General features: G+C 72.0%; 11 protein-coding genes and 1 pseudogene. 4 read left to right on the forward strand and 8 right to left on the reverse strand.

Going from position 1 to position 12,103, the window contains the following annotated elements; genetic code table 11:
- Positions 1-2 precede the first annotated feature (2 nt).
- Positions 3-1,205, forward strand: a complete 1,203-nt coding sequence (locus N8I87_RS04075) for an epoxide hydrolase family protein (RefSeq protein ID WP_263205516.1) — start codon at positions 3-5, stop codon at positions 1,203-1,205.
- An 11-nt stretch (positions 1,206-1,216) separates the two neighbouring features.
- Here the strand turns inward: N8I87_RS04075 and N8I87_RS04080 are convergent, their stop codons facing one another.
- Positions 1,217-1,597 (reverse strand): helix-turn-helix domain-containing protein, encoded by a 381-nt coding sequence (locus N8I87_RS04080; RefSeq protein WP_263205518.1) that lies wholly within the window; start codon positions 1,595-1,597, stop codon positions 1,217-1,219.
- 69 nt (positions 1,598-1,666) lie between these two features.
- Positions 1,667-2,248: a DinB family protein gene (locus N8I87_RS04085; protein ID WP_263205520.1), complete on the reverse strand. Its 582-nt coding sequence runs from the start codon at positions 2,246-2,248 to the stop codon at positions 1,667-1,669.
- A 220-nt stretch (positions 2,249-2,468) separates the two neighbouring features.
- Between N8I87_RS04085 and N8I87_RS04090 the strand changes: the two genes are divergently transcribed.
- Positions 2,469-3,356, forward strand: coding sequence for an RNA polymerase sigma factor SigF (locus tag N8I87_RS04090; RefSeq protein WP_263205521.1), 888 nt, complete (start codon positions 2,469-2,471; stop codon positions 3,354-3,356).
- Between the two features lie 12 nt (positions 3,357-3,368).
- Here N8I87_RS04090 and N8I87_RS04095 read toward each other — a convergent pair whose 3' ends face one another.
- Positions 3,369-3,821, reverse strand: a complete 453-nt coding sequence (locus N8I87_RS04095) for an ATP-binding protein (protein ID WP_263205522.1) — start codon at positions 3,819-3,821, stop codon at positions 3,369-3,371.
- Positions 3,822-3,935: 114 nt separating this feature from the next.
- Positions 3,936-5,243: a DUF6777 domain-containing protein gene (locus N8I87_RS04100; protein WP_263205523.1), complete on the reverse strand. Its 1,308-nt coding sequence runs from the start codon at positions 5,241-5,243 to the stop codon at positions 3,936-3,938.
- Positions 5,244-5,410: 167 nt separating this feature from the next.
- On the opposite strand from N8I87_RS04100, the gene N8I87_RS04105 reads away from it, so the two are divergent.
- Positions 5,411-6,685, forward strand: coding sequence for a streptophobe family protein (locus N8I87_RS04105; RefSeq protein WP_263205525.1), 1,275 nt, complete (start codon positions 5,411-5,413; stop codon positions 6,683-6,685).
- A 321-nt stretch (positions 6,686-7,006) separates the two neighbouring features.
- Here N8I87_RS04105 and N8I87_RS04110 read toward each other — a convergent pair.
- From N8I87_RS04110 to N8I87_RS04125, 4 genes and pseudogenes are all read right to left on the reverse strand, one after another.
- Positions 7,007-7,948 (reverse strand): annotated as a pseudogene (locus N8I87_RS04110) (serine/threonine-protein kinase); the annotation flags it as partial.
- A complete protein-coding gene (locus tag N8I87_RS04115; RefSeq protein ID WP_263205527.1) occupies positions 7,945-8,487 on the reverse strand; it encodes an SH3 domain-containing protein in 543 nt (180 codons plus the stop codon). The pseudogene N8I87_RS04110 and the gene N8I87_RS04115, both read right to left, overlap by 4 nt.
- Positions 8,488-8,495: 8 nt before the next feature.
- Positions 8,496-10,835: an ABC transporter ATP-binding protein/permease gene (locus N8I87_RS04120; RefSeq protein WP_263205528.1), complete on the reverse strand. Its 2,340-nt coding sequence runs from the start codon at positions 10,833-10,835 to the stop codon at positions 8,496-8,498.
- 118 nt (positions 10,836-10,953) lie between these two features.
- On the reverse strand, positions 10,954-11,364 hold the full coding sequence (locus tag N8I87_RS04125; protein WP_263205530.1) for a hypothetical protein: 411 nt from the start codon (positions 11,362-11,364) through the stop codon (positions 10,954-10,956).
- A gap of 335 nt (positions 11,365-11,699) precedes the next feature.
- Between N8I87_RS04125 and N8I87_RS04130 the strand changes: the two genes are divergently transcribed.
- Positions 11,700-12,083 (forward strand): nuclear transport factor 2 family protein, encoded by a 384-nt coding sequence (locus N8I87_RS04130; RefSeq protein WP_263205532.1) that lies wholly within the window; start codon positions 11,700-11,702, stop codon positions 12,081-12,083.
- Positions 12,084-12,103 lie beyond the last annotated feature (20 nt).

The following is a 12,103-nucleotide window of genomic DNA, read 5'->3' on the forward strand; positions in this document are numbered from 1 at the left end:
TCATGACGTCTTCGCACGCAGAGAGCATCCGGCCCTTCCGCCTCGCGATCCCCGAGAGCGACCTGGACGACCTGCACGAACGACTCGACCGCACCCGATGGCCCGACGAACTGCCCGGGGTGGGGTGGGCGTACGGCGTACCGGCCGGCTATCTGCGGGAGCTCGTGCGGTACTGGCGGCACACCTACGACTGGCGTGCCGCCGAGGCACGGCTGAACACCTGGCCGCAGTTCACCACCACGATCGACGGGGCGACCGTCCACTTCGCGCACGTCCGCTCCCCGGTGCCCGGCGCCACCCCGCTGATCATCACCCATGGCTGGCCGGGCTCGATCATCGAGTTCCTCGACGTCGTCGGACCGCTCACCGATCCGGCCGCGCACGGCGGCGACCCGGCCGACGCCTTCCATGTCGTGGTGCCGAGCATCCCCGGGTTCGGGCTGTCCGGGCCCACGACGGACACCGGCTGGGAGGCGGGCCGGGTCGCCGACGCCTGGGCCGAACTGATGGGACGCCTCGGCTACGAGCGGTTCGGCGCGCAGGGCGGCGACTGGGGCGCGATGATCTCCCGCGAGTTGGGCCGCGCCCATCCCGACCGGGTGATCGGCGTCCATCTCAACCTGCTGCCCGGCGCGCAGGCGACCGGCGAGCCCACCGAGGAGGAGCTGGCCGCGCTCGGCCCCGAGGAGCGGGAGCGCACGCTCGCCTCGTGGCGCCGCTGGTCCGCCTGGTCGGGCGACGGGTCGGCGTACGCCCTGCTGCACTCCACCCGCCCGCAGACCCTGGCCTACGCGCTCACGGACTCGCCCGTCGGCCAACTCGCCTGGATCATCGAGAAGTTCCGGGAGTGGACGGACTCAGGGGAACTCCCCGAGGAGGCGGTCGACCGGGACCTGCTGCTGACCAATGTGATGCTGTACTGGCTGACCGGGACCGCCGGCTCGTCCGCCCGGATGTACTACGAGCGTGCGCATGCCACGGGTCGTGCGGCCGCGCCCGCCGAGCCGTCGACCGCACCGACCGCTGTGGCGGTGTTCCCCGCCGAGATCCAGATTCCGCTGCGGCACAGGGCCGAGCGCACCGAGAACCTCGTCCGCTGGACGGAGTTCGACCGGGGCGGCCACTTCGCGGCCATGGAGGAACCGGACCTGCTGGTCGGCGATGTCCGGGCCTTCTTCCGGCAGCTGCGGGAGAAAGCACTCTGACTGACGCCACGTCAGGCGGCCAAGGACAGCCCCTGGTACGGCGAAGCGGTCGTACGACGGCCGGCGTCGGCCCGGCGGGACAGCTCGCCCTGGACCCGGGACAGCAGATCGCCCAGCCCCAGTCCGAGGGCGTGGGCGGCGGCCGCGAGGATCTCCGACGAGGCTTCCTTGCGGCCGCGCTCGACCTCCGAGAGGTACGGCATCGAGATCCGGGCCGCATCGGCCACGTCCTTGAGGGTGCGCTCCTGTGCCTGACGCTCGCGGCGCAGGACGTCACCGACGAGGTCACGCCACAGGGGCTCCTCCTCCGGCCCGGGGGCAGGTGCTTCCGGGCGGGCGGCCCCCGGGCGCAGCGGAATCACGCGGGCTGGGTTCGGCACGTGGCTGGTCACCTGTTCAGCCTAGGAGCCCCGGGCGCCGGGGTAAGGGACCGGCATTCCGCTGTGGGGGGAATCCGGGGGTCACTGCCCCACCCGCCCGTCGATCCGCTCGCGCAGGAAGTCGGCGTGGCCGTTGTGGCGGGCGTACTCCTCGATCATGTGCACCAGCACCTCGCGCAGCGCGACCGGTTCGTCCCCGTCGAAGCCGGTGACGTCGAGGCTGGGCGCCTCCGCGACGAGGCGTTCCGCGAAGGTGACCTCGGCGCGCCAGGTCCGCCAGGCCTCGGCCACCAGGCCGGGGTCGGGCGCCGCGCCGTCGAAGTCCGCGTGGGGATCATCCGCGGTGCGATAGAGCCGGGGTGCGTCCTGCCCGGCCATGACCTGCCGGAACCAGTGCCGCTCCACCGCGGCCAGATGGCGGACCAGTCCGAGGAGCGACAGGTCGGACGGCGGCACCGAGCGGCGGGCCATGGCTTCGGCGTCCAGCCCCGCGCACTTCATCTCCAGCGTCAGCCGCTGGTCCCGGAGAAATCCGACGAGCGTGTCGAGTTCCCCGACGAAACCGCCGTCGCTGCGCGGATCGTCCTCGGGGCTGACGAACATGTCCCACCAGCCGAAGCTCCGGCCGGGCTGCGCCTGCTGCGGCTCCGTGATGTCGGTCATACCACCGAGGATCCGTCGTGGCCGACCGTCGCCGCCACCCAATTTGCGCCAGGCCCGCCCCCACTGCGCATGCACCGGGTGACTGTGGGTACCCGCACGACGAAGCACGCATGGGACGCCCGGTTCCGGGTACGCGGCCCGTCGCGCAACGCGAGCAGGTGCCCGGAACAGCAGAGGCCGAAGAGGCAGACGTCGAACCGTGACTTTCGTGGGAGAGGCAATGAACACCGCCGGGATCCGGTCGGAAGCAGTGGTCGTCGAGCAGACCGCCGAGAGCGCGACGGACGAGGGACCGCTGCCGGGAATGGCGGACCCGAGGAGCATCGCCCCACGTGACGCGCGGGAGTTGTCGCGTCAGTTCTTCCAGCGTCTGTCCGGGCTGGACGAGGGCACGCACGCGTACCAGTACGCACGCAACACGCTCATCGAGATGAACATGTCGCTGGTGCGGTTCGCGGCCGGACGGTTCCGCAACCGCGGCGACGACATGGAGGACGTCGTCCAGACCGGGATGATCGGTCTGATCAAGGCGATCGACCGGTTCGAGCTCTCGCGCGAGGTGGAGTTCACGTCGTTCGCGCTCCCGTACATCGTCGGCGAGATCAAGCGGTTCTTCCGCGACACCACCTGGGCCGTGCATGTACCGCGGCGGCTGCAGGAGCTGCGCGTCGAGCTCGCCAAGGCGCGCGAGGAGCTCTCCAGTCGGCTGGACCGCGAGCCGACGACCGCCGAGCTGGCCACCCTGATGAACATCACCGAGAACGAGGTGGTCGAGGCGCAGCTCGCCTCCAACGGGTACAACTCCGCTTCGCTGGACGCCGCGCTGACCGGTGACGGTCCCGAGGACGGCGAGGCCGTGCTGGCCGACTTCATCGGCATGGAGGAGGAGGGCCTGCGGCTCGTCGAGGACTTCCAGTCACTCGCCCCGCTCATGGCCGAACTCAGCGACCGCGACCGGGAGATCATCCATCTGCGGTTCGTGGAGGAGGCCACGCAGGCGGAGATAGGCGAGCGGCTCGGGTGCTCGCAGATGCATGTCTCCCGGCTGATCAAGCGCATCATCATGCGGCTGCGCGAGGGCATGCTGGGCGAACTGGGCTGCGCCTGACCGCACGGTCCCTCAGTGGGCGAGATTCACCAGCGCGCGCACCCGCTTTCCGACCGGGACGCGTTCGGCGATCACCTCCGCGGCCAGGGCGTGCACGATCTCCAGACCGTGCCGTCCGACGCGTTCGGGGTCCCGCGGGAACCGCCGGGGCAGCGCGGCACTGCTGTCGTAGACACACACCGTGACCGCGTTGTCCGTGCCCTCCAGTTCGAGGATGTACGGGCCGTTGCTGTGCCGGTCCGCGTTGGTGACCAACTCGCTGACCAGCAGGAGCAGTTCTCCGTCGGTCCGGTCGTCGATGCCTGCGCACCACTCGGTCCTGAGCTGGTCGAGGAAGAGCGCGGCGAAGGTCCGTGCCGCGGCGATGCATCCCGGTTCGCCGGTGTAGTGCGCCGCCCGCCGGAGCGGTTCCACGGGCACGTCGAAACCAGTTGGCATCACTGCCCCGTCCAGGTGTTCGGTCATGCGTTTCTCTCTCGGACGCCGGTCCGGCCGGTCACTGCCGCATCAGTGCTCGTACCCCGAGCGGGGCGCCACAGTCCCGGGCAGTGTTCGCCGACGGCGCACATCGGACAGGTCCTAGCTCGACTGGCCACCCGTGTCCTGCGGTGCCGGGACGTTTCCCGTGTCCAGCTCCGGCACGTTCGAGGGCACCTCGGGCTGCTGCTGCGTCTCGGGGGCGGCCGGGGACTCGGGGGCCAGGGACTCGGTGACCGTTCCCCCCTCGGAGGGGGGAGACTCGTAGGTCGGGGTCTCCGAGGAGGGCGCCTCCGTGGACGGGGACTCGGTCGGCGGGGATTCCGAGGGCGGGGATTCCGACGAGGGCGACTCGGTGGTCGGGGACTCCGACTTCGGCGATTCCGGGCTCGGGGAGGACGTCGTGGGCGACGACGGGCCGGTCGTGGCCGGTGACGTCGGTGACGTCGGTGACGTCGGGGCGGTCGGCGGTGTGTACGGCGTGGCCCAGGGGTTCACCTGATGCTCCGGCGGCTTGGTCCTGTGGTCCTTCTCGCCCGTGTGGTCGCCGCGGTGGCGCTGGATCCACTCGTCGTTGTGACCGTCGAAGATGATGAAGATGTTGATGACCCGCGGCGCGGGCCGGACCACCACGACCGCCGAGGGCCGGTACGACGCCCAGCGGTCCCCCACCGGCTTCGGCGGGGTCCGCTGCGCGACCGGCGGGGTCAGCGGGTTGCCGCTGACGCAGCGCACCCGGGGCACCCCGTGCCCGTCGACCAGCACGGCGGTGCCCGTCTGCAGGACGGCCTGGTAGTCGGTGGCCGTGCCGTTGCGGTACCCGTGGTCGGTGACCCGGGTGTCCACGCGGAGTTGCACCGGGGTGAGCGAGCGAAGGTACGCGGGAACGGCCGACGGCCGGATGCCGACGACCGAGGCGAACGCGTTGTTCTTGGCCCGGCTCGCCTGCAACTCCCTGACCTGCTTCTCCACGTCGCAGCTCGGGGTGTTGCGGGTACCGGCGTACAGGCCGGGGTCCCCGCCCCGCACACTGTGCAGTTCGTTGCCCGTGGCCGACGTCGTGGTCGCCGAGGGGGTGATCGGCGTGACGGAGCCGCTCTTCGCCGTCGACCCGGTGAAAGGGTCCTGCCCCGTCGAGTTCGCGGCCTGCAGAAAGACCTCGCTCGCCTTGGCCGTACCGCCGCCGCCCGCGTTGGACAGGACGACGGCGACGATCACGGCGACCACGATGCCCGTGGTGAGCAACGCGATGCGCGGTGCGGACCTCCACCACGGCTGGTGCGGTTCCGGTGCGCCGGGACCGCCGCCCGCGGGTGGCTGCGGCGGTGGCCCGGAGGGCGGCTGGGCTCCCGACAGGGGGCCGGAGGGCGGTCCCGTCGGACGGCCGGATGACGGAGGTTCGACACTCACGAGGTCTCCTCCCGCGCGCTACCGGTTGCACTGATCGGCGAATTTCACCCAATTGCCGCTCACATCACAACTAACCCATTGTGTGCTCCCGTCCCACGCGGCCCGCAAGCCGACGCGGACGGCCCACCCGGCGGGCGACCCCGCCGGGAGCTGCTTAGCGTGGCAGCGTGAGCCCCCGGACCGCCCCCGACCGGCCCGTCGCGCGCCACGGCTGGGTGCAGGCCCTGGCCGTGGTGCTGGTCGCGCTGGCCTCCATGGTCGTGGTCGCGGCCCTGGGGCTGTGGGCGGCGGGTGCCGGCGATCTGCCGGACGGCGCCTTCCCGCGGGTGGTCGCGGCGACCGTCGTGGCGGCCGTCGGAGGCGCCGTCGAGTTCTCGGGGAACGCCGGATCACTCGCCAGGACGCGGGCGGAGCTGACCGTGATCCCGCTGTCGGTCACGCTGACCGGCGCCCTGGTGATCGCCGCCGGATTCCTGCGGCCGCTGCGGCACCGGGCGGTCGCCGGGGCCGGGGAACTGGCCGGGTGGGCCGCCCGTATCGCGGTGCTGTGGCTGTTCGCGCTGATCGGCCTGGCCCTGGCGGCCCGTCAGACCTTCAGCGTCGGCCTCGGCAACGGTGTGCTCAGTGACATCGGTGAACTCCTCGACGCCACCCCGACGGTCGGGTTCACCACGAACTCCCCGCTGACGGTGGTGTACGGGCTGCTGTGGCTGGCCGGTGTGCTCGTCCTTGCGCTCCTGGTGTCGCGCGGGGCGCCCCTGCCGGCGCGGCTGCTGCCGTTCCAGGAGGCGGTGCGTCCGGCGGCGTACGCCGTGGTCGCGCTGCTGCTGGCGTACGTGGCGCTGGCCGCGCTCGTCGCACTGGTCGCGGCGGCCACGCGCGGGCACCCCGCGGACACGTTCGCGGTCATTCTGCTGGGCCTGCCGAACCTCGCCTGGCCGGCCCTCACCATCGGCCTGGGCGCCACCTGGCACGGCCGGGTGGACGGCCCCTTCGGGCTGCCCATGCCCCGTGTGCTGAACGAGGTGCTGCGCACCCCTGACGTCTCCACGCTGAACCTGCGCACGCTCACCGAGCACGACGGCAGGACGTGGTGGCTCCTGGTGGCGGACATCGTGCTCGTCCTGGCCGCCGCGTTCCTGATGGCGGTGCGCTCACCGGCCCGGATACGGCTGTGGCAGCACGCTCTGCGCCTGGCCGTCGCACTCGCCCTCGCGGTACTCATGATCTGCCTGCTCGGCCGGATCTCCGCGCACTACGGCCTCGCGCTGCTCGGCATCGGCGACCTGGGCGGTGGACTCTCCGGCGAGCTGTATCTGGACCCCGATGTGTGGTCGGCGGTGGGCCTCGCGGTCCTGTGGGGGCTGGCGGCCGGTTTCCTGGGCGGTCTGCTGGCCCGGCCGGTGCACCGCCGGGGCGAAGTACCGGCGCCTCCCGGCTGACCGGTCCGGGTCAGGGCCGTCGGCCCCGGAAGACCGGCTCGGCCCACGGCGGGAGCTCCGACGCCGGCTCCGGACGTTCGGTCGCGGGGAGCTCTGCCGCCGGCTCCGGACCTCCGGCCGCTGGGAACTCTGCCGCCGCCTCCGGACCTCCGGCCGCTGGGGACCCAGCCACCGTCCCCGGCCCCCAGCCGCCGGAAGCCCAGCCACCGCCTCCGGACCTCCGGCCGCTGGGGACCCAGCCACCGTCCCCGGCCCCCCGGCCGCCGGAAGCCCAGCCACCGCCTCCGGACCTCCAGCCGCCGGAAGCCCAGCGGCCGTCCCCGGACCTTCGGGCATGGTCAGGTCCGCCTCGGTCGGCGGGTGGGCGGGCTCCGGCTGCGGTCCGCCCGTCATGACCGCGCGCAGGGCCGCGACGAAGGCGAGGCAGGAGTCGTACCGGTCGTCGGGGCTCTTGGCCATGGCCTTGGCGAAGACCTGGTCGACGGCCGGGGGCAGGTCGGGGCGGGACTCGGACAGCAGTGGCGGCTCGTCGTACTGGTGGGCCCACAGCAGGGCCATGTCGTCGTCGCGCTGGAAGGGCGGATGGCCGGCCAGGGTCTCGTGGACGACGCAGGCCAGGCCGTAGACGTCGCAGCGGCCGTCCACCGGGCGGCCGGATATCTGCTCCGGGGCCACGTAGTCCAGCGTGCCGACGAACTGGCCCACGGTCGTGAAGCCGGTCAGGGACAGCGACTTCTTAGTCAGCCCGAAGTCGGTGAGGTACACATGCTCGGGGTGATCGCTGTCGGTGCCCCGGCCGACGAGGATGTTGCCGGGCTTGACGTCCCGGTGGACCAGCCCGCTCTCGTGGGCGGCGTCGAGCGCGGACGCCACCTGCGCCGCGATCCGCACCGCGGCCGGGAAGGGCAACGGACCCTCCCGGTCCAGGAGGTGGCGCAGATCGCTGCCTGAGACGAACCGCATGGCGATGAACAGGACACCGGCCGTCTCGCCGGCCTCGAAGACCGGCACGATGTTGGGGTGGTCGATCGCTGCGGCCACCCGGGACTCATGGGTGAAGCGCCGGCGGAAGGTGTCGTTGCGGGCGAGTTCCGGGGCGAGCAGCTTGAGCGCGACCGTGCGGTCCAGCCGCACGTCATGGGCCCGGAAGACGACGGCCATGCCGCCCCGGCCGATCTCGTCCTCGATGCGGTAGCCCGCGATCTGCTTCCCGACCAGCTCGGAAGGCCGCCCGGAGAAGACGCTCGCCTCGCGCGCCGTCACGGCTCGCCCTCATGGGTCACGACGCGGGTCGGGGGGTGACCGGGGACGTCGGCGCCGGGTGTGTCCGTGTCCGTCGCGTAGGTGCTCAGCCTCCTCCCGTCGCCGTACATCCACCGCCCCTCGTCGGGGTCGTACAGCCACATGGCCTCACCGTCGACCACCACGCCGATCCGCAGCCCCTGGGTGCGGCCGCGGAAGGACTCTCCGTCGAGCCGGCCGTCCGCCAGTTCCCTCACCGCGGCCCGGTAGTCGGCCAGCGCCTCCTCGGCGCGGGCGAGCAGCGGGCGCGGATCGGCGCTGTCGCCGGGTGTGCCGGCGGCGGGCGGGTCCTCGGGCACGGCGACCAGATAGCGGCCGTCGACCCAGGCGGACCAGCCGTTGGCGCACCGGATGTGTCCCCATTCGCCGCGCCGCTCCACGAGTTGCACGGGCAGCAGTGGGTCGAGGGGCAGGGTGGGCCGGGCAGGGTCGGGCGCCTCCCAGGCGGGCATCCCGTCCGGGGGGACGACGTGGGTGGGCCGGAAGCCGGGGGCCGTCATCGTGCCGCCTACTTCCGCATCACCACGGGTTCGTACCGGCGCAGCAGCCGGGAGACCAGGACGCCGAAGACCACCGACAGCACCACCAGCATCGCCATGTTGACCAGCCACACATCCGTCGCATGCCGGAACAGCGGGTCGGCGGTCAGCCGGCCGGGGACGATCCGGGACACCTCGATGGTGCCGGCCATCGCGCCGAGGGCCCACCGGGCGGGGACCAGCCAGGCGATCTGTTCCAGGCCGGGCACGCCGTACAGCTTCAGCAGGGCGCCGCAGAAGACCAGCTGGACGATGGAGATCAGCACCAGCAGCGGCATCGTCACGTCCTCCTTGCGCACCGCCGCCGAGACCACCAGGCCGAGCATCATCGCGGTGAAGGAGAGCAGGGCGACGGTGACGGTGATTTCGAGCAGCGGCGCCGTCAGTACGCCCCTGCCGCCGGGCGCGTTGAGATCGACCCCGAGCAGCGCGACGAGGGTGAGCACCACGGCTTGGAGCACGGTGATCGTGCCCAGCACGACGATCTTGGAGACCAGGTACGCCGATCTGGACAGGCCGACAGCACGCTCACGCTGGTAGATCACGCGTTCCTTGACGAGTTCGCGCACGGCGTTGGCCGCGCCCATGAACACGCCGCCGACGCACAGGATGAGCAGCGCGTTCATCGCGGTGTCCAGGGTCAGTTTCGGTCCCGACAGGGCACGGGCCATCACGCCCATCACGAACGGCAGCGCGATCATCGTGATCACGAAGATGCGGTCGGCGGCGAGCGCGGCCGTGTAGCGGCGCACCAGCGTGCCGAGCTGGGCGCCCCAGCTGCGTGGGCGGGGCGGCGGGGCCGGGGCGACCGGGCCCGCGCCGGGACGGTGGGGCTGTGCGGTGGCCTCGGCGATGTAGTGCCGGTGGAAGGGCGATTCGCGGTACTCCCGCGCCCAGTCGCGGTCCCGGTCGCGTTCGAAGGCCTCGAAGGCCTCCGGCCAGTGCTCGAAGCCGAAGAAGGCGAGGGCGTCGTCGGGCTGCCCGTAGTACGCCACCTTGCCGCCCGGCGCGAGTACCAGGAGGCGGTCGCAGACGTCGAGGCTGAGGACGCTGTGGGTGACGACGATGACGGTACGGCCGTCGTCGGCGAGCCCGCGCAGCATGTGCATCACCGACCGGTCCATGCCGGGGTCGAGTCCGGAGGTCGGCTCGTCGAGGAAGAGCAGCGACGGCTTGGTCAGCAGCTCGAGGGCCACGCTGACCCGCTTGCGCTGGCCGCCCGAGAGGCTGTGCACGGGCTGGCCGGTGCGCTGTTCCAGGCCGAGTTCCCGGATCACCTCGTCGACCCGGGTCCGGCGTTCCTCGGGGGCCGTGTCCTGCGGGAAGCGCAGCTCGGCGGAGTAGGACAGGGCGGCGTGCACGGTCAGCTGGGCGTGCAGGATGTCGTCCTGCGGGACCAGGCCGATGCGCTGGCGCAGCTCGGCGTAGTCGCGGTAGAGGTCGCGGCCGTCGTACAGGACGGTGCCGTGGTCGGCGGGGCGCTGTCCGGTGAGGGCGTTGAGCAGCGTGGACTTGCCCGCGCCGCTCGGTCCGACGACCGCCAGCAGGCACTTCTCCCCCACCGGGAAGGAGACGCGGTCGAGGAGGATCTTGCGGCCCCGGTCGACGGCGACCGTGAGGTCCTGCACGTCGAGGGAGACCTCGCCGGTGTCGACGTACTCCTGCAGTGTGTCGCCGACGAGGCTGAACGTGGAGTGGCCGATGCCGACGATGTCGCCGGGGCGGATCAGGGCGCGGGTGACGGGCTGGCCGTTGAGGTAGGTGCCGTTGTGGCTGCCGACGTCGGCGATCTCGAACGTGCCGTCGGCCAGGGCGCGCAGTTCGGCGTGCCGGCGGGAGACGACCAGGTCGTCGACGACGAGGTCGTTGTCGGCGGCGCGGCCGATGCGGACGGTGCGGGTGGGCAGCGGCCGTACGGTGGTGGGCTGCCGGAAGGTGCCTGTCAGGGCTGGCATCGACACGGCGGAGGGACGGTCCGGGGCGGGCTCGGGGCGGTCGACGAGGACCGCGCGGGGTCCGTCGGAGGGGCTGCCGAAGCGGATGACGCTGCCCGGCCCGACGCCCGATTCCTGGATGCGGCGGCCGTCGGCGAAGGTGCCATTGGTGCTGTGTTCGTCCTCCAGCGTCCAGTGGCCGTCCTCGGGCCGCAGCACCGCGTGGTGCCACGAGACCCGGGCGTCGTCGATGACGACGTCGCACATCGGATCCCGTCCCACGTGGTAGTCGCGCTCCGGACTCATCACCGTGGAGCCCGCGTCGGTCTCCAGCACGAGCTCGGGCGCAGTCGGGGCGACCTGTCGCTCCGCCATGGCCTGAATTCTACCGATTCGCTCACATGTGCGCCCGGCCACGGGCCGACTCCGGACGTCCGGCAGTCGCAGCCGTCCGCCAGGCCGCCACCACGGTGCCCCGGGCCGCTGTCACGTGTCAGGCGACGGGAACGACGAGCGACGGGATGGTGCGCTGCATACGCAGGGCGTCGACCGACTCGGCGAGCAGCTCGTACTCGGTGGTGTCGTCGCCGGCCGCGATCCGCACCAGCCGTCCACCCGCCAACTCATCGGCCACAAGCTCCTGTTGGGCACTGTCGGCACACCAGGCGCGCAGCACACCGGGCACGTCGGCCACGCTCTGCGCGACCGGGACGAGGGCACCGGCGGGGAAGCGCGGGTTCTCGGGTAAGGGGTCGAGCCGCTCGGCGATCCAGGAGGCACGGTCCCGCAGCCACCACAGCGCCAGGGCCAGCGTGGGCGCGCGATAGGTGCCGAGGGGTACGCCGATGCGCCGCCCCTCGCATGTGCCGTACGCCGTGACATGGCACAGGAATTCGTCGTGCACGATCACTCCCCCGTCGCGCTGCTCGTGTGCCGGCCGGTCCTCGCTTTCCGTGCGGCTCCGGTGCGGTGAAGTGCCCCTGGCGTTCGAGTATCTTCACTCTTGAAACACTGTCACCATGACTTTCCGGCCAGTCTCTTGGCATATTCACCGCACCCTTTGGCCGAAATACGGTTCCCGCTTCGGCCCGCGGTGATGACCCGAGAGGTACCCGCGGTGATGACCTGAGAGGTAATCGACCCGTCCCACGGACCCGGGCATGGTGGTCCTACCGGCTCGACGAGCCGAAACTCCGGTTCCCGACCAGCAAGAACCACCTCGATGGAGGCTGATTTGCCATGTCCGTGAACACCGACCGTTACGAGAGCGCCGTCGCCCGCTACTTCGAGGCATGGAACGCCACCGGGCCCGAGGCCCTGGCGAAGGCGGTCGCCGAGGCCTGGAGCGCGGACGGCGGCTACACCGACCCGCTCGCCGACGTCCGCGGGCACGAGCAGCTCGCGGCCGTGATCGCGGCGGCGCACCAGCAGTTCCCTGGATTCTCCTTCCGTCCCCTCGGTGCCGTGGACGGGCACCACGACACGGCGCGCTTCTCCTGGGAGCTGGTGAACGAGGCGGACGGCTCGGCGCCGGTGGCCGGCTCCGACGTGATCACACTGGACGCCGAGGGCCGGATCAGGCAGGTGCTCGGCTTCCTGGACCGGGTGCCCGCCGGGATGTGACCGGCGCCGTCGGCGATGAG

The organism is Streptomyces sp. HUAS 15-9 (assembly GCF_025642155.1).
Taxonomy (GTDB): Bacteria; Actinomycetota; Actinomycetes; order Streptomycetales; family Streptomycetaceae; genus Streptomyces.

Coding starts and splice junctions, on each gene's coding strand:
- N8I87_RS04075 (WP_263205516.1), top strand. CDS start 3: ATGACGTCTTCGCACGCAGAGAGCATCCGGCCCTTCCGCCTCGCGATC.
- N8I87_RS04085 (WP_263205520.1), bottom strand. CDS start 2,248: ATGACCGACATCACGGAGCCGCAGCAGGCGCAGCCCGGCCGGAGCTTC.
- N8I87_RS04090 (WP_263205521.1), top strand. CDS start 2,469: ATGAACACCGCCGGGATCCGGTCGGAAGCAGTGGTCGTCGAGCAGACC.
- N8I87_RS04095 (WP_263205522.1), bottom strand. CDS start 3,821: ATGACCGAACACCTGGACGGGGCAGTGATGCCAACTGGTTTCGACGTG.
- N8I87_RS04115 (WP_263205527.1), bottom strand. CDS start 8,487: ATGACGGCCCCCGGCTTCCGGCCCACCCACGTCGTCCCCCCGGACGGG.
- N8I87_RS04120 (WP_263205528.1), bottom strand. CDS start 10,835: ATGGCGGAGCGACAGGTCGCCCCGACTGCGCCCGAGCTCGTGCTGGAG.
- N8I87_RS04130 (WP_263205532.1), top strand. CDS start 11,700: ATGTCCGTGAACACCGACCGTTACGAGAGCGCCGTCGCCCGCTACTTC.